Annotated in this window: 16 protein-coding genes; 15 read left to right on the top strand and 1 reads right to left on the bottom strand. The window is 31.8% G+C overall.

All coding sequences use genetic code 11. The features are described 5' to 3' along the window. The 8 genes from FLACHUCJ7_RS18805 (at position 1) to FLACHUCJ7_RS18770 (ending at position 11,896) form a co-directional block, all read left to right on the top strand. A complete protein-coding gene (locus FLACHUCJ7_RS18805) occupies positions 1-1,872 on the top strand; it encodes a non-ribosomal peptide synthetase (protein WP_180910012.1) in 1,872 nt (623 codons plus the stop codon). Then, positions 1,862-6,457 (top strand): type I polyketide synthase, encoded by a 4,596-nt coding sequence (locus FLACHUCJ7_RS18800; protein ID WP_180910011.1) that lies wholly within the window; start codon positions 1,862-1,864, stop codon positions 6,455-6,457. The genes FLACHUCJ7_RS18805 and FLACHUCJ7_RS18800 overlap by 11 nt, the downstream gene beginning before the upstream one ends. Positions 6,458-6,480: 23 nt before the next feature. Further along, positions 6,481-7,512, top strand: coding sequence for a MupA/Atu3671 family FMN-dependent luciferase-like monooxygenase (locus tag FLACHUCJ7_RS18795; protein ID WP_180910010.1), 1,032 nt, complete (start codon positions 6,481-6,483; stop codon positions 7,510-7,512). A 2-nt stretch (positions 7,513-7,514) separates the two neighbouring features. Beyond that, entirely contained in the window at positions 7,515-8,900 is a 1,386-nt protein-coding gene (locus tag FLACHUCJ7_RS18790; RefSeq protein WP_180910009.1) for a condensation domain-containing protein, read from the top strand. Positions 8,901-8,906: 6 nt separating this feature from the next. Beyond that, complete coding sequence (locus FLACHUCJ7_RS18785; protein ID WP_180910008.1) at positions 8,907-9,845, top strand: beta-ketoacyl-[acyl-carrier-protein] synthase family protein; 939 nt, start codon at positions 8,907-8,909, stop codon at positions 9,843-9,845. 158 nt (positions 9,846-10,003) lie between these two features. Further along, a complete protein-coding gene (locus FLACHUCJ7_RS18780) occupies positions 10,004-10,486 on the top strand; it encodes a GNAT family N-acetyltransferase (RefSeq protein WP_180910007.1) in 483 nt (160 codons plus the stop codon). Then, on the top strand, positions 10,483-11,175 hold the full coding sequence (locus FLACHUCJ7_RS18775) for a thioesterase II family protein (RefSeq protein WP_180910006.1): 693 nt from the start codon (positions 10,483-10,485) through the stop codon (positions 11,173-11,175). Before FLACHUCJ7_RS18780 ends, FLACHUCJ7_RS18775 begins: the two co-directional genes overlap by 4 nt. 79 nt (positions 11,176-11,254) lie before the next feature. After that, a complete protein-coding gene (locus FLACHUCJ7_RS18770; protein WP_230408869.1) occupies positions 11,255-11,896 on the top strand; it encodes a 4'-phosphopantetheinyl transferase family protein in 642 nt (213 codons plus the stop codon). On the opposite strand, the gene FLACHUCJ7_RS18765 is transcribed toward FLACHUCJ7_RS18770, so the two are convergent. Next, positions 11,871-12,311 carry an MBL fold metallo-hydrolase gene (locus FLACHUCJ7_RS18765; protein WP_180910004.1) on the bottom strand — a complete coding sequence of 147 codons (441 nt, stop codon included), beginning with the start codon at positions 12,309-12,311 and terminating at the stop codon, positions 11,871-11,873. The genes FLACHUCJ7_RS18770 and FLACHUCJ7_RS18765 overlap by 26 nt on opposite strands. Before the next feature lie 191 nt (positions 12,312-12,502). Between FLACHUCJ7_RS18765 and FLACHUCJ7_RS18760 the strand changes: the two genes are divergently transcribed. The 7 genes from FLACHUCJ7_RS18760 (at position 12,503) to FLACHUCJ7_RS18730 (ending at position 20,194) form a co-directional block, all read left to right on the top strand. Further along, positions 12,503-13,087, top strand: a complete 585-nt coding sequence (locus FLACHUCJ7_RS18760) for a Crp/Fnr family transcriptional regulator (protein ID WP_180910003.1) — start codon at positions 12,503-12,505, stop codon at positions 13,085-13,087. A gap of 81 nt (positions 13,088-13,168) precedes the next feature. Then, complete coding sequence (locus tag FLACHUCJ7_RS18755) at positions 13,169-13,789, top strand: DsbA family protein (protein WP_230408868.1); 621 nt, start codon at positions 13,169-13,171, stop codon at positions 13,787-13,789. 99 nt (positions 13,790-13,888) lie between these two features. Beyond that, on the top strand, positions 13,889-14,728 hold the full coding sequence (locus tag FLACHUCJ7_RS18750) for an MBL fold metallo-hydrolase (RefSeq protein ID WP_180910002.1): 840 nt from the start codon (positions 13,889-13,891) through the stop codon (positions 14,726-14,728). Positions 14,729-14,787: 59 nt separating this feature from the next. Then, positions 14,788-15,177, top strand: a complete 390-nt coding sequence (locus FLACHUCJ7_RS18745; RefSeq protein WP_180910001.1) for a nuclear transport factor 2 family protein — start codon at positions 14,788-14,790, stop codon at positions 15,175-15,177. Positions 15,178-15,456: 279 nt separating this feature from the next. Then, entirely contained in the window at positions 15,457-16,107 is a 651-nt protein-coding gene (locus tag FLACHUCJ7_RS18740; RefSeq protein WP_180910000.1) for a Crp/Fnr family transcriptional regulator, read from the top strand. A gap of 127 nt (positions 16,108-16,234) precedes the next feature. After that, positions 16,235-16,606 carry a helix-turn-helix transcriptional regulator gene (locus FLACHUCJ7_RS18735; protein WP_078228667.1) on the top strand — a complete coding sequence of 124 codons (372 nt, stop codon included), beginning with the start codon at positions 16,235-16,237 and terminating at the stop codon, positions 16,604-16,606. 213 nt (positions 16,607-16,819) lie between these two features. After that, positions 16,820-20,194, top strand: a complete 3,375-nt coding sequence (locus FLACHUCJ7_RS18730; RefSeq protein WP_180909999.1) for a pectinesterase family protein — start codon at positions 16,820-16,822, stop codon at positions 20,192-20,194. The last annotated feature ends 204 nt before the right edge of the window (positions 20,195-20,398 follow it).

The following is a 20,398-nucleotide window of genomic DNA, read 5'->3' as shown; positions in this document are numbered from 1 at the left end:
ATGCTGGATATAAAAAAAACAATTGTATCAAATTTTGAAAGACAGGTGCTAAAAACACCAAATTCTATTGCTATTAAAACAATTTCAGAAACTACTACATATACTGAGTTGAATAATAAAGCTAATAGTGCAGCCAAAAAAATGATCAGTTTCGAGAAGAGTTCAATAAAAGGACATATATCATTACTTTTTGGACATGAAATAGATATGGTAGTAGGGATACTGGCGGTATTAAAATCAGGAAACGCATATGTTCCTTTAGACTCATCGTATCCATTGGAACGATTAAAATTTATGTATGATAATTCAGAATCTTCGTTTCTTCTGACAAATAAAAAAAATAGTAATCTAGGACTCGAAATAACTAGGAATAAAGAGTCATTAATTTTTATTGAAGATTGTTATTTTGAAGAAACAAGTAATTTAGATCTGCCAATTAATAATGATGCTTTGGCATATATATTATATACTTCTGGCTCTACAGGGAATCCAAAAGGTGTGTGCCAAACACATCATAATATACTTCATCATATTGAGATATGGATTGAGAATTTAAAAATTACCAGTAATGATAACCTAAGCTTACAGTCGGCTTATAGTTGGGATTCAGCAGCACAGGATATTTTTGGAGCAATATTAAGCGGTGCATGTTTATATCCTGTTAAAATAAAAGAAGATAGTATTCATGAAATTATAAATTGGTATACAAATGAAAGAATTACTATATGGCATAGTACATTACCAATTTATAGAAGTATTTGTAAAGAATTAGAATCAAAAAACACTAATTGGAATTGGCTTAAATGTATTGCATTAGGCGGCGATGCTCTCCATCAAAAGGATGTACTATTATTCAATAATAATTTTAGTAACAAAACGATTCTTGTAAATGCTTACGGTTCGACAGAAAGCTCATCAGGTTTGATGAATTTTATAAGTAATAATGAAACATTTAAAGGTAATATTGTTCCATTGGGAAAACCAGTAAAACACACCGATGTATACTTGGAAAACGAGAATGGAGAAAGATTGACTGATGTTGAAGCAATTGGAGAGATTATAATTAAAAGCAAATTTATTGCTCCAAAATACTGGAATACAGATGATTCTATATATAACGCCAAATTTACCAAACAACCTGATTCAGACATAATAAAATATAGAACAGGAGATATCGGAAAGATTTTAGATGATGGAGCTATTGAATTAATAGGGAGGAATGATTTTCAGGTGAAAATAAGTGGAATTAGAGTCAATACGAGTGAAATTGAAGCAATTTTAAGACAAATCCCTTTCGTTCATGATGCTATAGTGAAAGCGTTTAATGATAAACTTGATACAAGTTTTTTGACAGCGTATATAGTATTAAATACTGGTATTGAATTTACAGTTAATGATATTAGGGATTATTTAACGGAAAGGGTGCCAATGCATATGATTCCAGAAAAATATATGTTTCTTGAAAAATTACCTCTTACTGCAAATAATAAAATTGACAGAGAACGTTTGCCTTACCCAGACAATTTAAGGCCTAGATTAAATAATTCTTTTTGTGAAGCTACATCTGAATTGGAAAAATTAATACTTAGCATCTGGAAAGAAATACTTGATATTGAAAATATAGGAATAGACGATCCGTTTTTTTATCTGGGAGGGAATTCTTTGAGATTAGTAAATGTGAATATTTTACTAAATAAAAGAATCAATAAACCAGTAAGTATGATTGATATGTATAGGTTACCAACAATAAAAAAAATGGCAAAATTTATTTCAGAGAATAACATTGATTCTGATATAAATGTAAATCTTGAAAAAGGAATACAAACAGCAAATAAAAGATTAAATATAAAGAGAAAAAATAATGGAAGATAAAGTTGCAATAATTGGATTGGGATGTAATTTCCCAGGTGCAGAAAATATTCAGGAGTTTTGGAAAAATTTATGCGAAAGCAAAGATTCCATTTCTAGTATTAGTGAGGAGCAGATCATTGCTGAAGGAATTGACTTAGCTACTATTAAGAAAAAAAATTATATTAAAGCTGCAAGTGTAATTAATAATCCATATGATTTTGATGCTTCTTTTTTTTACCTGAGTAAAAAGGAAGCTGAGAAAATGGACCCACAATTGAGAACCTTTTTAGAAACTTCATGGACAGCACTGGAAAATGCAGGGTATAATTCAGAAAAATATGAAGGAAATATTGGAGTTTTTTCAAGCTCCTTAATGAGTACTTATTTATTAAATAATGTGTATACGAGTAAAGAAAACTATGACGGTGATATTGACGCCTTGATTTCTGATATTTCGGGAAGAATGGGAAATGATTCTAATTATTTATCTACACGAACTTCATTTCATCTTAATCTTACTGGCCCAAGTATAAGTGTTCAGACAGCATGCTCCAGTTCTTTAGCGGCTGTCCACTTAGCATCACAAAGTATATTGAATGGAGAATGTGACATGGCTTTGGCAGGGGGAGTAGCATTGCGATTTCCTATGAATGTAGGATATTTATATGAGAAGGATAGTATTCTTTCGAGTGATGGAAAGTGCAGAGCATTTGATGCCGATGCATCAGGAACAATTTTCGGAAATGGTTGTGGTGTAGTCATATTGAAACGTTACGAGGATGCGATTAATGACAGGGATAATATTTTAGCAATTATCAAAGGATCAGCAATGAATAATGATGGTTCTGACAAAATAGGATATGTATCTCCAAGCGAAAATGGATTAACAAGGGTAATTAGTGAAGCGGTTGCAGTAGCTCAGATAGATCGAAATTCAATTTCTTATATTGAGGCGCATGGAACTGGTACCATAATGGGTGATACGATTGAACTTAAAGCTCTTAATAATGTATTTTCGGGTGATATAGGAAGAGATGCCCCATTTGCAATTGGATCTGTTAAAACTAACATAGGCCATTTAAGTGTTGCTGCAGGAATTGCAGGATTAATTAAGACAACATTAATGCTGCAAAACAAAAAGATACCTGCTACATTAAATTTTGATTCTCTTAATCCAAATTGTGAGTTTGAAAATAGCCCATTCTATGTCAATACTAAGTTAAAAGAATGGGAAACAGAACACCAATTTCCCAGAAGAGCAGGTGTGACTTCTATGGGAATGGGGGGTACTAATGTTCATATAATAATGGAAGAACATTTAAACACTGAAATTTCAACTTCTGACATTAGTAATTCATCTATAATTGCACTTTCTGCAAAAACACCTGAAGCTTTAAATAAAGCACGAATTAATTTAGCAGAATTTCTGGAAACCAATAGCCATATTAACTTAGCAGATATTTCGTATACAAATATTCTTGGCAGAAGAACATTTGATTACCGTTTAGTTACTGTCACCGATAATTTGAAGCAATTAAAAGAAAATTTATATAGTAATTCAAGCACTATTTTATATAAGAATGGACATCCTAGTGAGAAACCATTTGTATTTATGTTTCCCGGACAAGGCGCACAGTATGAAAATATGGGAAAAGATTTATATAAAAGTAACCCCACATTTAAAAAAACATATGATTTTTGTTTAAAAATAATTGACTCTGATTTAGGTATAAATTTAGCTGAACCATTATTAAACAATCAAGTAATAGATCATAAAAATACTAAATACATACAATTAAGTCTTTTTGTTTTTGAATATTCATTAGCAATGGTTTTGATTGAAATAGGAATAAAGCCTTCTTCATTGATAGGTCATAGTTTGGGAGAATATGTAGCGGCATGTATATCAGGAGTTTTTTCTATTGAAGATGTTTTAAAGATTATTTCAAAAAGAGGAGAACTGATGGAACAGGTCTCTAATGGAAAAATGTTAGCTATTTCTTCCACATATGAAGTAGTAAAAAAAATCATAGGGGAAAAAGTAGATGTAGCTGCAGTTAATGAAGCTTCGGTTTGTGTTATTTCCGGGGATGATAACAGTGTTAACGAAATTTTTGAAATTCTGCAGAATGAAGGTATACCTTCAAAGTATCTTAATAGCTCGCATGCATTTCATTCTAAGATGATGGAACCAATAATAATTGATTTTGTAGAATATGTAAGACAATTTCAATTAAACGCACCAACGATTCCTTTTGTATCAAATGTTTCAGGTGACTGGATAAATCCTAATGATGCGCAAAATCCACAATATTGGGGGGATCACATAGTATCTACTGTTAAATTTTCTAAAGGAATTGATGTATTATTAAATGATGTAGATAATATATTTATTGAAGTAGGACCAGGAAGCACCCTTTCAAATTACGTCAGGAGAAATCCAAATAAAGAACGTGGAAGAGTTATACTATCATCAATTGGGAAAACATTAGGCGGCAAATTTGAAAATATAGAATTTAAAAACCTTTTGGGAAGGCTTTGGCTTGAGGGAATTAATATAAAGTGGGAAACATATTTCCAATGGGAAGGGGATAAAAATAGGGTATCTCTTCCAACTTATCCATTCCAAAGAGAGACCTATTCAGTTCTTAGAAATAATAGTTATAATAACAAAAAGATATCACATAATGTAAAACTGGATATGCAAGATTGGTTATTTACACCATCTTGGAAAAGTAAAGACACTTTTAGTGATAAGAAAAAGTTAGCATTAGATGACCCATTGCTCGTATTTGTAAATGATACTCAGCATTCAAAAAATATTATTGATTTCTTGCAAAAGAATGATTTTAGTAATGTATATCTCGTATATCATTCAGATGTTTTATTAGTTGAACAAGATGTAGCTTTCATAAGAGCTGATCAACAAAATGATTATAATGTGTTGATAAAGAATCTTAAAGACAGTGGTAGGATTCCAAAACACATTATTCATACCTGGCTAGTTGGTGAAAAAGATGATGATAAAAATGAGTGTAATTTATTTGAAAATGTAAATTATTGGCATAAGATGGGTAGTTTATCTGCCGTGTTTTTAGCTAAATCCTTAGGATTTTATAACATTGTTTCACAGATAAAATTTGATATAATATCGAGTGATTTATATATCATTCTGGGATCAGAAAATGATAATCCAAATAAATCAACTATTTTACCCGTTTCTAAAGTTATTTCTCAGGAATATCCTCATATCACGTGTTGTATTTTAGATATAGAATATTCAAATACCAATATTTCAAATTTTGAATTATTGATAGAAAATATATTCTCTAATAATATAAATTCTTTAGCTGTTCGTTGGCCTAATATCTGGAAGCAGGATTTTCAAAAATATGAAGAACCAATTATAAACTCACAAGATGTATTAAATAACATTAAACAAGGAGGTATCTATCTTGTGACTGGAGGAATAGGGGATATTGGAATAAGCATTAGTAAAATGTTATCTCAAAAATATAATGCAAAACTTATAATAGTATTTAGAGATAAACTGCCTGAAAAAAAGGAATGGGAAAGAATCATTTCAGAAGGGAAAGAAGAAAAACAAATTAAACATATTCAAAATATTTTAGCTTTAGAAGCTATAAATGCAGATTTTACCCTGTATAATATTGATGTGAGTTCATTAATTGAAATGACGGAACTTGTTGAGAAAATTGAAGCTGATAAAGGAAATATTAACGGAGTTATTCATTGCGCTGGATTACCAGGTGAAAAATGGGATAGGACAATAGCCCTAACAAACGAAGAAACTTTTGAGTGGCATTATCAATCAAAAGTTTATGGGCAGTTAGTTTTAGAAGAACTATTTAAAGATAGAAATCTCGATTTTGTTATACTAATGTCATCGATAGCTTCTGCTTTAGGAGGATTAAGATTACTTCCTTATGCTTGTGCTAATAGTTATATGGGTTATGCTGCATCTTCAATTAATCATATAAAGCAAAAAAATGTTTGGACCGCTATTCATTGGGATGTCTGGCAACATCATCAAGATGAAAAAAGAGCATTGTCAAATATTGGCAGGATGATGGACGATAAAACAGTACTGCACGATGAAGGTTTAGCAATAATTGAACATATCATGAATAATAGGTTTCGACCAAGTCAAATGATTGTTTCTACTTGGGATTTGCAACTTAGATTAGATCAGTGGGTTAAATATATTTCAAGTTCTGAAAAATTATCTGTTGATATTGATTATTCTCACATTAGTAGTTCTGAAAATAATGGAGATAATGAAATAATGTTTTTTGTAATGGAACTATTCACTAAAATACTTGGTAATGTTGAAATAAGCGATGATGCAGACTTTTTTGAATTGGGAGGCGATTCATTAATAAGTGTTAGTCTGTTGTCTAAAGTACGGGATCGATTTGAAATAGATATCTCTTTGGCAAATTTCCTAGACAATCCCACGCCTTCTATATTGGTTAAAATGATTAAAGAAAAAATTTTATATAAAGATATTGATCAGCAAATTCTGGAATTTTCTAAATACTTTGAGTCTAATGAAATTTCTGCTTTGATTGAACAATTATCTTAACGAACAATAAATAAAAAAATATTATGGAATTTGGTTTAATTTTCTTTTCTGGCGATGAATCCAATAAATACAATTTAATTTTAGAGTCAGCTAAATTTGCTGACAAGCATGGATTTAATGCTATCTGGACTCCGGAAAGACATTTTCACAAGTTTGGAGGATTATATCCAAACCCTTCAGTAATTTCTGCAGCAATTAGTATGATAACTAAAAGAATTCAAATAAGATCAGGCAGTATTATTGCTCCGCTGCATCACCCTGTCCGTATCGCTGAAGAATGGTCTATTGTGGATAATCTTTCTAAAGGCAGAGCTGCAATTTCCTTAGCAACAGGTTTTAGTCCTATTGACTTCATTTTTCAGCCAGACAATTGGGATAATAGAAGAAATATTTCATTCGAATATGTAGAAATATTAAGAAAACTCTGGAGAGGAGAATCTTTATTTATGAAAGATGGGGTAGGAGAAAATACTGAAGTAGAACTTTTTCCTAGGCCGATAAGTAACGAACTTGAAATATGGCTTACTTGTACGAAAAGCGAAGAAACTTTTAGAAAAGCTGGGGAACTTGGATGTAATATTTTAACTGGACTAATTGATATGTCCACAGAAGAATTGGAGGCAAAATTACAAATCTATTTCAATACTTTAGAAGAATATGGTCATGACAGGTCTAATGTTAAAGTAACTATGTTACTCCATACATTTATAGGAGAAGATGAAGAAGATGTCAGAAAAATTGTTAAAGAACCCTTTATATCCTATTTGAAAACTTTTTTCAAAGTGGTGGATACATCTAACAAATCTGTTCATCCAGATAAAAATGTTGATAATATGAGTGCTAGTGATAGAGAATCTATTTTAAATTATGGATTTGAAAAATTTTATAATAAAGGTTCACTGATGGGATCTCCTGAGAAGTGTATGCAAGTAGTAAAAAGGATGAAAGGAATTGGAGTAACTGAAATAGCTTGTTTATTGGATTTTGGATTAGATGAAGATTTGGTATTAAAAAGCTTAGAGAAATTAAATGAATTTAAAAATATGAACTTTTAATTATGGAACAAATAACTTCTCAAATTGAGTCTTTATCAGAAAACATGAAGAGACAATTGTTAAATAAATTGAAAACAAAATATACTGAATGTTACGAAATTAACCCATTACAAAAAGCTGTTTCAGTTGAAGGCATTGCTTTGTCTTATGGGCAAAAAAGAATTTTAGAGATGACTTTGAAGTATCCCGAAACACCTGTAAATGTAGTTAGTCAAATGCTAAATATTAAAGGAGATGTCTCGATTGAATTACTGCAGGAAGCAATTAAAATCGCAGTTAAATTACATCAAGCCTTTAAGATTTTGTTTTTCCATGATTCGAATGGAGAATGGAAGCAAAAGGTGGGGGATAAAGAAAAATATTTAATACAAAAAATCGCCTTAAAAGACGATTATGAGGTTGTTAATTATGTAAGTAAACACATTGGTCTAAAAAATTGGCTTAATAAAGATAGCTCAAACATTGATTTTTTAATTTTTGAAAGAGAACAAAACAATTTTTCTATAGCTATAATTACACATAATTTATTTTTTGATGCTTGGTCCTATAATCTTCTTATCGATGATATATTGGATATTTATAATAGATTAAATAGTAAAGACCCTGTAGTTCTTCCTTCTAAAGAATATGATTTTTTAAGCTTTGTAAATTGGCAAAATAATTGGATTACTACGAAAGAGTCTAAAAATCAATTGTACTATTGGAAGGATAAATTTAAAGGAATTAAAAAATCTGAATTTCTTTTGGTAAGGAATGATGATATTAATCATTCTTATCACGGCAGTAGGATTTTATTCGATTTGGATCAAAATATTAAATTAAAAATTGAGAATATTTCTAAAGAATGGTCAGCAACACCTTTTATGGTACTTACTTCACTTATTCAAGCTTATATTCACAAGATCACAAGTGATACAACAGTTTTGATAGGAACAATAAACTCGAATAGAACGAGAAAATATTCAGATGAAATTGTAGGCTATTTGTTGAATTATGTACCATTGATTGCTTACTTCAAAAAGCAGCATACATTTGAAGAAATTGTGAAAGAAAATAAGAAAAATATACTTGAAGCTTTCGAAAACAAAGATATTCCATTTGAATTTTTAATGGAAAATATAGAATACAAATCTAAAAATAATCTTTTGTTTGATTTATTATTTATATACGAGAATATACCGGTAAGTAAAGAAAACTATAATGATTTCTCTTTAGAGAAACAGGAAATTGACAGATCTACTGCCCGTTTCAATATCACGCTTTCAATTTTTAATGATAAAGATTATTATGAATGTTTTTTAGAATACAATAAAGAGTTATTTATGGATACCTATATTGACGAATTTATAAATAATTTTAAATCTTTTGTAAAAGAAATATTAAATTAGAAAGTAATGAGCGCATATATCCATAGTATATTTTATGAATTAGGAGAAGAAGCTCCTATTTCCTCGTTACCTGAAGTATTGGAAAACGAATCATTGTACGAAATTCTAGATAATGAAGGTAATGGTTTTAAAAATTATTTGTTTTATGAGGAATCAGTTTTTGAATTTGCAGAATCTCTATTAAAAAAATATTTAAAACAAAATAATATAGATCCCTTGCAAATAGATCTTGTCATTTTTGCATCGGATTCTTTTTCAGATTTGCCAGGTAAGATGAAGAAATTGGGTGCTTTATTAAATGAAAATAATTTAATAAATGCTTACCCTTTATCGATAGGGTTTTCAGAATGTTCAAATTTACATATGGCTATCAGTATTGCCAATGCATTCGTAAATCAGGAAATCTACAGTAATATACTTATTATAGCATTAGATTTAACATCTATAATTTCTCCAATTTCTAGAATTGTAATGCCAGGAATTGCCGTTATGAGTGACGCAGCTTCCTGTTGCTTGGTATCCAAAGATTCAGATTGTGAGAAGTGGAAAATTTTATGTACTTCTCAAAAAACGCACCCATTATTATTACAGGGAAAGCTGTTAAGAAAAGATGAATTAGCATTGCGAATGAAAAGTCATTTAGAATTATTTGATGAATTATTTAATGCATATAATAAAGTTACTAAGAATGATATTGCTAAGGTTTTATCAAGTAATTTTCTGCCTTCGGTTTTGTCAGTTTTATTAACTAGTTGCGGATTTGAAAAAGATCAACTTTTTTTTGACGGTATTGCAAAATATGGGCATTGTCTGGGGAGTGATTGCTTAATAAATTTAAAAGATTACAGTAATTCAGGTATGTTGAAAGATAGGGAGAAAGTTATATTATATGGTGAAGGTCCTTCTCAATGGGGAGCTATAATGCTAGAATATTATTTAACTTAAATAAAGACAAATTAGGTTTTTGTATATCATAGCAGATCTATAATAGTAATAGGTTTTAGATATATATATTTAGGAATATGGATTAATTTCACTTGTAGTAAACTTTCTGAAGTTAAATCATTCTAAAAAAAAAACAATATAATTTTAAAATTTCAGATATGGAAAATCAATTTTTAATTCAAAAAGCTACTTTTTCAGATGCACATAATGTCGCTAATCTAATAATTTCATTGCTAAAAGAGTTGAATCTAACTTTAGAACAGAAGTTTGAGTTTGATAATGAACAGTATACGGAAATGGCACATCATTCATTGCTAAATGGAAATATTTTTAATGCATTTTTAGCCTATGATAGAGAAAATTTATCAACTCCAATAGGAATTGTAACAGTGGTATCATCATTTGCTATTTATAATTTAGGTGAATTTGGAACAATTACAGAGTTTTATGTTGTTCCAAATTATCGATCAAAAGGTTTAGGAAATGTCATGATAAAAAAGGTTAAGGAATTCTGCATTGAAAAGAAATGGAATAAACTAGAAGTTGGAGCTCCAACAGAAAAAAATTGGCCAAGGACGATCTCTTTTTATGAAAGTAATGGATTTAATAAAAAAGGCCCCAAATTAAGACTTGATATATGAGTTTTGAACTATTACCAAATGAAGAATCTTCTCAGGTAAGGATTATTTGTTTTCCATTCGCAGGAGGCAATAAATATTCTTATAATAAACTATTTGGGAATATTATAGAGTTTTTCTTCATTAACGGAGGAGTCAAAGGACTAAAATTAGAAGAGGAAGAATTCCTTGATTTAATTACAGAAGATATTGTCAGATTATCAATAAATAGTGATTATGTTATTTATGGACATAGTTTGGGGGCTTTGATTGGATATTTAGTATGCCAAAGAATTGAAAATCTAAGAGTTAAAAAACCATTAAGGCTAATCATTAGTGGGATGAATGCACCCTCAATAAAAAGGGAAAAAATATCTCACTTGCCTGATAAATTATTTTGGGAAGAAATTATTAAATTTGGTGGGATTCCTGATGAATTACTAAATTTTCCAGAGTTAATCGATTATTATACCCCCATTTTAAAAGCAGACTTGACAGCTATAGAGAATTATCAATATACAAAAAAGGAAAAATTAACTGTTCCAATTGATGTTTTTTATGGTTCAGAAGATACTACAATTGAAAAAATACAAGGCTGGGAAGAAGAAACTACAGAAAAAGTTACCATAATGCAAATGAATGGAAATCATTTTTTCATTTTTGATCATATTGAATTTTTTACAGAATATTTTAAAAACATAGTAAAGATTTAATTCATACCGGATTAAAATTTAAATTAAAAAACATTTATAAAATACCGTCAATGATTTGATTTATATTTATTATTCATATGTGTCTGAAGAAAATCACGAAAGATTGCTAGAAAATAATTTATCAGAGTTTTCAGTTGATTTTCAAAATAAAATTAGAAGATATAGAAGGTGGCAGGATGCACAATTGTCACTTCTAGGAAGAGTTTTATTATTTATGGGGGTTGAAGAAATTTTTGGAAATAGTCCTAAAGATAGAATGATAAAAAATACAAAGTATAATAAACCGTATTTTGAGAGTAATTTGGTTAAGTTTAATATTTCTCATTCAGGAGAAATTGTTGTTTGTGCTTTATGTGATAGAGATGAATTAGGTATCGATATTGAAAAAATTTCTGATATTGAAATAAATAATTTCAAATTACAAATGACCAAAAAGGAATGGAAAAATATTATTTTTTCGTATGATAAAAAAGAGGCTTTCTTTGATTATTGGACTCAAAAAGAGTCGGTTATAAAAGCACATGGGCATGGACTAACAATTCCGCTCACATCATTTGAAATTTTTGAAAACACAACCGAAATAAATGATGAAAAATATAGTTTAAAGGAAATAAAAATTAACGAAAAGTATAAATGTTATATCTCTTCAAAAAGAGATATAGGCGAAATTTGTCTAAAAGAGATAAAGATTCAATTTAATCAATTAAATAAAAAAATCTAATCAGGTAATTTTGCATGTAAGTGGGAAGTGACAGTTTTTCTGCAATTAAATCCCCTATTTGGGACAGTTTTTCATTCAATTCTTTTGGGCCGTTTTTAGCCAAAGAAGCAATAATTTCTTCAAGAGCATAAACATTTACATCTGCAAAAGCATCTCCCGTTCCCAGATAAAGGTCAGGATGATCGTGCGTGACATAAAATCGGGTAATTGGTTTTTGAAGATTCTCGGCAAATTGTCTAAATTCCTGTCCATACTGTGCAAAGAACTGTCCGTCAATTAAGATTAGTTCATTTGGGAGTTCAATAATGTGTGTTGCATTGGCAAACATAGGACCTGGTGAAACTAAAGTGTATACTTTTACCAGTCCTGTATCTTTGACTAAATAAGTTTCAGCCTTTGGGAGTTGATTTTTCATCGTATTATTTGTTATCAATTATACTGCAAATTTATTTCAAAAGCTGCGGCAGCTATTATCACTGTGCATTAGTGATTATAAATTTGTATTTTGAATGTTGTTAATCTGCAATTGAAAAAAAGAATTAAGTCTAAAAGAAACCCGAAGTAGAATTTTTAGTATTTTTATTTGTTTTTTTATCTAAAGCTTAAATGAGACAACAACTTGAAAATAATATTACAGCACACCTTAATCTGACTAAAGATGAAGTAAAAGCATTTTGTAATTTGTTTGAATCTAAAAAAATCAAAAAAAAGAGTTTCTTACTTCGTGAAGGAGAGGTTTGCAGATTTGAAGGGTTTGTAGTAAAAGGGCTTTTTCGGGTTTTTCATATTGATCAGAATGGCTTTGAACAGATTCTTTATTTCGCAGTAGAAAATTGGTGGATTACCGATATTGACAGTTTTATAAATGAAATCCCTTCACAGCTTTTTATAGAAGCGCTGGAAGACAGTGATGTTTTGCTTATTTCAAAAAAGGATAAAGAATTTGCTTATTCGAATCTGCCTGGGATAGAAAAACTTTTCAGAATAATGACCCAAAAAACGCATGTTGCACTGCAGCGTCGTATGATAGATAATCTTAGTAAAACGGCAGAAGTTCGTTATATTGAGTTTGCGCAAAGATACCCCCGGCTTATACAGCGTCTGTCTAACATTCACATAGCAGCTTATCTGGGAATTACCAATGTTTTTTTAAGTAATATCCGAAAGGAAATTGCATTAAAAAATAATTAAGAAAGGTGTTTTTTAAACTACTTTAATATTTTTAAAGGTCTTTCCATACCATCTTTGCATTGTAATTTAATCAATTAAAAGATGAAACTAATTTATATAATGGATCCTCTTTGCGGATGGTGCTATGGAAATACGGCCAATATTGTAAAGCTGTACGAAAAATACAAGGATAATCTGGATTTTACAATTCTTCCGGCAGGAATGTGGACAGGCGAAAATGCCCGAAAGCAGACTACACATATTGCTGCTTACATTAAAAAACACGATCCGCAGATACAGCAGATTACAGGTACAGAATTCGGAAATGACTATTTTAAGTTTATAGAAAATCAGGAAATAATCCTTGACAGCGAAATTCCATCAAGAGCAATAATCACGGCAACAAAATTATGGGAATCAAAGGCAGTACTTTTTGCTGCAGAAGTTCAAAAAGCAAGATACTGGTACGGAAAAGATCTAAATGCAGATGATACTTATCTAGCTGTCTGCGATATTTTAAATTTGAATAAAACAGAATTTTTAAAAGCATTCCATTCTGAAGTATTGAAACAGGAGACGCAGAACACATTTGTCAAAGCACTTCATTATGCACGTACTTATCCTACACTACTGGCGCAGGAAGACGATAAGATATTTATACTTGAACAGGGTTATGCTAAATTTGAAGCCATTACAAAACAAATTGATGCCCTGTTTTTTTAAACTAGTTTAATGTTTTAAAGCCTGCAAGATTTAATCTTTGTATGATTAAATAATGGAATAAAGAATTGCGAATTTTTATAAATTTTAATTTTATACAGTATGGAATCACATGTAAAAAGTTTCAAAACGATTGAAACTGAAAATTTGAATCTTAAAGTTTTTAATGCATCAGAAAATAGTTTTGGGGTTGCTTCAACAATCATTTCAGGAAAAGAAGATGTTGTTTTGATTGATGCCCAGTTTACTTTGGCTGAAGCCGAAATTGTGGCAGAGGAAATCAAAAAAAGCGGTAAAAAATTAGTAGCTGTTTATGTTTCTCACGGAGATCCTGATTTTTATTTTGGTCTTGAAGTATTTAAAAAACATTTTCCTGAGGTAACAGCTTATGCTGCCCCTGCAACAGTTGAACATATAAAGGCTACAGCACAGAAGAAATTGGAAATATGGGGAGAAAGATTAGGAAACAAAATTACCTCAAATGTTGTTTTGCCGCAGGTCATAAAGGGAAACAGTATTGATTTAGAAGGTCATAAATTAGAAGTTTTTGGGTTGGAATCTTTTCCGTCTAAAACTTTTATCTGGATTCCATCTATAAAAACAGTGGTTGGAGGGATTAATATTTTTGGGACTACTTTTAATTTATGGATGGCAGATGCACAGACAGTCGAAGCGCGTACGAACTGGATTTCAATTTTAGATCAAATTAAAGACCTGAATCCTGAAATAGTTATTCCGGCGCATGCTAATTCAGATTCTCCTTTTGATGTGGCAGCTGTGGTGCATACAAAACAATACATAGAGTTTTATGAAAAGGCTCTTCAGGATAATGCAACTTCTGAAAGTTTAATTGCAGCTTTAAAAGCAGAATATCCGGCACTTACTTTTGATACTGCTTTGGCTATAGGAGCAAAGGTGAATACTGGAGAAATGAAATGGTAAAAGTATAATATGCAGCCTGAATACATAAAGTGTTCAGGCTTTTGTTAAATAGAAAAACAATGACAAATCTTGATATTGTAAAAAGTACTTACGAAGGAAAAACTTCGGAAGAAAATGGTAAAAATCTAACTGCTTATGCAGCCGATGATATTTCATGGACAGAAGCAAAAGGATTTCCTTATGCCGGAACCTATATTGGTTTAGAGGATATTTTTAAAAATGTTTTTGGCAGGCTTGGAAGTGAATGGATCGATTATAAATTTACTCCGGAAGACTATGTCTGGAATGAAGATAAAGTAGTAGCCTACGGAACTTATAGCGGAACCTATAAAATTACAGGAAAAGTATTTGAGGCCAGAGTGGCGCATATCTGGAAATTAAAGGATGGAAAAATTATACGTTTTGAGCAATTTGTAGACAGCCAGTCTGTGAATGATGCGATTAGCTAATTAACCCAATTATGTTATATTAGAAAAAAACACTTCTTATTGCCGTAGGTCTGTATGCTCTTGTGTCAGTTATGATTTTGGATGTATCGTTTCCTGCAGGCTTTAACAGATCTTCCTGCGTTGTAATTTTCAGAGCTGCATAAAGGTAATGGTACAGATACTGTTACCTTTTTTTTAACCTGAAATGTATAGTTTGTTCTTATTGTATTCAGAATTTTTTACGCCTCGTCCTGATACTTAACTTTGCAGAAAATTTTAAATTATTGCGACGTTAATTCTATGATACCAGAAAAATCAAGGAGAGTTTATAAAAGAAAAAAAATCAAAACTGAACATTTAAAAGATTGTGGAATAATAAATCTGTATAGAATGATTATTTCTTATATCTATATCAATGATACAGAGTGGCAATATTGTCAGAGTATGCTTAGCAGTTCATTTTTTTTAAAAAAAAGTATGCTTCTAAATGAAAATGATGATTGTGATAAAATCTTTTTTGTAGTGAGTGGTCTGTTACGCATTTATTTTGCAGACGAAAAGGGTGAAGAGAAAACCTTTCACTTCTGTCTGGAGAATACTTTTGCCACCGACTATGAAAGTTTCTTAAAAAATGTGCCATCCAATCATTCTATACAGGCAATGGAAGATACTGTTGTTATCGTTATCTCCAGAGAAATGCTTCACAATTTTTACAATACAGTCAGGTATGGTGAGAAACTTGGCAGACTTATTACTGAGGAATATTTTTTTATTATTAATGATAAAATTAAAGCTCTTTATACCAATTCACCTAAAGAGCGTTATGTGTCTATGAACCGTCACTTTCCCAATCTTTTTCAGCGTGTACCTCAATATTATATAGCTTCATATTTGAATATTACTCCTGTCCATTTAAGTCGGTTAAAATATACCTTGCGGAAAGATGCTTAAACGCTTAACATTTGTTATTGTGCGTTCTCATTTAACTTTCTTTATTTGCTGTATTCAGGAATTACTGTTTTACAAATAAGTAGTGATTTAGATTTAATAATAGTTTGATACTAAATCAAAAAATGTGATGAGTAGCAATATAAACGATAATATAAGAAGTATAAGAGAACTTAAGAATTATACCCAGGAATATATGGCTGTGCGATTGGGAATTACACAAGCCGGTTACAGCAAAATCGAAAAAGGAAATGCCAAAATGAGTTTTGAGAAGTTAGAAGAAATAGCGGCTGTTTTTGAACTTAGTGTAGAAAATATTATAAGTTTTGAGACGAATCTTCATATAACAAATACTGTTAAAAGAAACAGTATGCTGTCAGATAACTATGGTCTTATGAATTTAAATTTGCTTTATCAGGACAAAATTATGCTGTTGGAAAAGTTGCTGCATAAAACTGATTCTGAACTTAGATGCTATAAGGACAAATTTGGGCTATTGTGAACAATTTTTATCTTACATGTTAAATAGCATCAGTGCTGAAATTTAGTTTTTAAAAACTCATAGATATTATAATGGCTTGATTCATAAATATTTGTTTTTACCCCTTGTTTAATAGTGATATGTCTACTGTATTTGTATATGGTTTTTTATAGTTTTGTTTTAACAGGAAAGTACTTAATCTGTAAAACTATTATCTAACCAAAACCAAAAAGTATGAAACAAAAAATTTTACTATTAGCCTTTTTAGCTTTCTTTTCGATACAACTGAAAGCACAGACCTACGATATCGTAGTTGCCAAGGATGGAACAGGTAATTATACCACTGTACAGGCAGCCGTGAATGCAGCTCCTTCTAATAGTTCCACCAGAACTAAAATTTATATTAAAAATGGTACTTATTATGAAGTAATTACGATTCCTTCAAATAAAACAAATCTGACCTTCGTAGGACAAAGTTCAACGGGAACTATTTTGACCTATAATAACTATGCATCCAAAATTAATCCGGCAACAGGAGCTGCTTACGGAACCTCAAATTCGGCAAGTACTTTCATCAATGGGGCAGGTTTTTATGCATTGAACCTTACGTTTGCTAATTCATCCGGACCTGTTGGACAGGCAGTAGCTGTTCGCTGTACTGCGGATAAAGCTGTTTTTAAGGACTGCCGTTTTTTAGGAGATCAGGATACTTATTATCCTCACAGCGGTAGATCTTATCATGAAAATTGTTATTTTGAAGGTACTACAGACTTTATTTTTGGAGGAGCCATCGCTTATTTTCAAAATTGTCAGCTTTACACAAAAGGGGGAAGCTCTTTAACTGCAGCTAATACTGCATCACATTTAGCATATGGCTTTGTATTCAATAATTGCCAGATTACAGGTTCAGGAAGTAATATTACGGATCTTGGCCGCCCATGGGGAGGATATGCATCGGTTACCTATATGAACACAAGTATGACTAATGCTATTAAAGCAGTAGGGTGGAATGACTGGGGTAACGCTGCTAATCAGGCTACGGCACGTTTTTCAGAATATAATAACTCAGGAGCCGGTTATGTTCCGTCTTCAAGAGTTTTATGGGCAAAAAAATTAAGTGTTGCTCAAGCTGCCTCTTATACAAAATTAAATGTTTTAAAAGCAAATGATGCCAATCCACAGGTTACCGATAACTGGAATCCTGATACCATCATTAATTCTGTTACATTAGGAGCTGCATTAATAAAACACGGAGCTGGAGGTTCTAGTCAAACCATAGCGATAAATACTGCTATTACAGGCTTTTATTATAACTGGGAAAACGCTGCCACAGTAACAATATCAGGATTGCCATCTGGAATCAATGCGGCTATAGATAATTCGGCGAAAACTATAACCTTAAGTGGAAAACCAACTGTGAGTGGCACTTTTAACTATACAATTACCACAGTTGGCGGGACTCCAAATGTTACAAAATCAGGAACTTTAACAGTTACCGCATCGACTCAAAAGGCTACTGCAGCTCTAGCGGTTACTTCACCGGCATTTCCGGGTGCCGAAGGTTTTGGACGTTACACCAGCGGTGGTCGTGGCGGACAGGTAATTTATGTTACCAATCTAAATGATTCAGGTGCAGGAAGTTTAAGGGCAGCCGTTACGGCAACAGGAGCGAGAACAGTAATGTTTAAAGTATCCGGAATCATTGCGCTTAATTCAGATTTAAGAATCAATAATGGAAATATCACCATAGCAGGTCAGACTGCTCCGGGTGATGGAATCTGTCTGAAAAATTACTCAGTAAATGTAGATGCTGATAATGTTATCATCCGATATCTTCGTTTTCGTATGGGCGACCAGGCACAGCATGAAGGAGATGCCATTGGCGGCAGGAATCATAAAAACATTATTATTGACCACTGTTCTATGAGCTGGAGTACAGATGAATGTGCTTCATTTTACGACAATGAAAACTTTACTATGCAGTGGTGCATGATGTCTGAAAGTTTGCGCGTGTCTGTTCACGACAAAGGAACTCATGGTTACGGTGGAATTTGGGGAGGAAAAAAAGCCTCGTTTCATCATAATATGCTGGCTCATCATGATAGTCGTAATGCCCGTTTTTGCGGAAGCAGATACTCGGCGCTTCCTAATCTCGAGATGGTTGATTTTAGAAATAATGTTGTTTATAACTGGGGCGGTAACAGTGCTTATGCTGCTGAAGGAGGATCGTATAATCTTACCAATAATTATTACAAAGCAGGTCCCGCAACAGCTTCAGGAGTAAACGACCGAATTATTTCTCCCAGTGCGGATGATGGATCTAACTCTCAGCCAGCAGGTGTCTGGGGTAGTTTTTATGTCAATGGAAATTATACTACTGCAAATTCAACTACTTCTGGCGATAACTGGAATGGCGTCGATCCTAATCCATCTTCAAAAAGTAAAACGGAGCTTCGTGTAAATACTGAATATAATTTTGGTGAAATGACTACACATTCTGCAACAAATGCCTACAACAGAGTATTAGCTTACGTAGGAGCAAGCTTTAAGCGTGATGCCGTGGACAGCAGAATTGTATCAGAAGCAACTAATGGAACCTTTACTTATACTGGTTCCAACGGTATTACTAAAGGGCTCATTGATACACAATCTGATGTTGGAGGCTGGCCAACCTACAATTCTACTACAGCACCTACAGATACAGATAAGGACGGAATGCCGGATAGCTGGGAAAATGCTAATGGTTTAAATAGCAACAATATTTCAGACGGAACAACTTATACATTAAACTCGGTATATACTAATCTGGAAGTGTACATTAATGGATTAGTAGCAGCGATTACTTCTAGTCAAAATCAAAATGGAACTGCTAATTATACAGATCCGGTTGCAGCAAATACTGAAATTTCGATAAATGAAAATGAAACGGGTTTCTGTTTTGTTGAAGGCACAATAGACAGTAATAATGCCGGATATCAGGGTACTGGTTTTGCCAATGCTAATAATGCAGTCGGTGCAGGAATTGAATGGTTTGTGAATACTTCTTCCGGAAATTATATCCTTCGATGGAGATATTCTAACGGAGGTACTACTTCAAGAGGTGCTAAAGTAATTGTAGATGGCGTTACTGTGGCTACTGCAGCTTTTAATGCTACAGCCAATTGGACAACCTGGGCCGAAAATTCCAGTTCTTTGGTTACTGTAGTGCTTTCTGCCGGTACTCATAACATAAGATTAGAAGCCACAACAGCATCAGGTTTGGCTAACATTGATAAGATAGAAGTAGAAGGGATTAATCCTGTCGCAATTAGTTGTGGCAATACATCTAAAAATGCTGTTTCTGACAATACACTTGATGTAGCTCTGGAGGTTAAAGCTGAAGTGAAAATATATCCTGTACCATTCAAAAATGAATTTTATATAGATTTTGGTACTATTGGAAAAGTCAAACAGATTTCGATATTCAATATGCTTGGACAACAAATTTACACAATAAACGAAATTACTGATACAACTGTAAAAGTGAACATGAATGCCAGTGCTGGTACTTATGTAGTTAAGATATTGACCGAAAAGGGTATCATAAATAAAACCATTATCAAAGAATAAGTTTTTATAAGCTTAAGTACTTTTTTGTTAACCCTGTCAGAAGCTAAAATTTCGGATAGGGTTTTTTATTAATTTTCCTAAACATTATTTAATATCTGGGAGCAAGTGAATATTAGAAAGTAAAACATACTGGGTATCTAAATTTTCCAAATATTGAAGAAAGTATGAATATTCTGTGTAAAATAATAATATCTACTTTTTTAA

The organism is Flavobacterium salmonis, assembly GCF_903819435.1.
Taxonomy (GTDB): Bacteria; Bacteroidota; Bacteroidia; order Flavobacteriales; family Flavobacteriaceae; genus Flavobacterium; species Flavobacterium chungangense.
This window is presented reverse-complemented; position numbering and strand designations above follow the sequence as displayed.

Coding starts and splice junctions, on each gene's coding strand:
- FLACHUCJ7_RS18805 (WP_180910012.1), top strand. CDS start 1: ATGCTGGATATAAAAAAAACAATTGTATCAAATTTTGAAAGACAGGTG.
- FLACHUCJ7_RS18800 (WP_180910011.1), top strand. CDS start 1,862: ATGGAAGATAAAGTTGCAATAATTGGATTGGGATGTAATTTCCCAGGT.
- FLACHUCJ7_RS18795 (WP_180910010.1), top strand. CDS start 6,481: ATGGAATTTGGTTTAATTTTCTTTTCTGGCGATGAATCCAATAAATAC.
- FLACHUCJ7_RS18790 (WP_180910009.1), top strand. CDS start 7,515: ATGGAACAAATAACTTCTCAAATTGAGTCTTTATCAGAAAACATGAAG.
- FLACHUCJ7_RS18785 (WP_180910008.1), top strand. CDS start 8,907: ATGAGCGCATATATCCATAGTATATTTTATGAATTAGGAGAAGAAGCT.
- FLACHUCJ7_RS18780 (WP_180910007.1), top strand. CDS start 10,004: ATGGAAAATCAATTTTTAATTCAAAAAGCTACTTTTTCAGATGCACAT.
- FLACHUCJ7_RS18775 (WP_180910006.1), top strand. CDS start 10,483: ATGAGTTTTGAACTATTACCAAATGAAGAATCTTCTCAGGTAAGGATT.
- FLACHUCJ7_RS18765 (WP_180910004.1), bottom strand. CDS start 12,311: ATGAAAAATCAACTCCCAAAGGCTGAAACTTATTTAGTCAAAGATACA.
- FLACHUCJ7_RS18760 (WP_180910003.1), top strand. CDS start 12,503: ATGAGACAACAACTTGAAAATAATATTACAGCACACCTTAATCTGACT.
- FLACHUCJ7_RS18755 (WP_230408868.1), top strand. CDS start 13,169: ATGAAACTAATTTATATAATGGATCCTCTTTGCGGATGGTGCTATGGA.
- FLACHUCJ7_RS18750 (WP_180910002.1), top strand. CDS start 13,889: ATGGAATCACATGTAAAAAGTTTCAAAACGATTGAAACTGAAAATTTG.
- FLACHUCJ7_RS18745 (WP_180910001.1), top strand. CDS start 14,788: ATGACAAATCTTGATATTGTAAAAAGTACTTACGAAGGAAAAACTTCG.
- FLACHUCJ7_RS18740 (WP_180910000.1), top strand. CDS start 15,457: ATGATACCAGAAAAATCAAGGAGAGTTTATAAAAGAAAAAAAATCAAA.
- FLACHUCJ7_RS18735 (WP_078228667.1), top strand. CDS start 16,235: ATGAGTAGCAATATAAACGATAATATAAGAAGTATAAGAGAACTTAAG.
- FLACHUCJ7_RS18730 (WP_180909999.1), top strand. CDS start 16,820: ATGAAACAAAAAATTTTACTATTAGCCTTTTTAGCTTTCTTTTCGATA.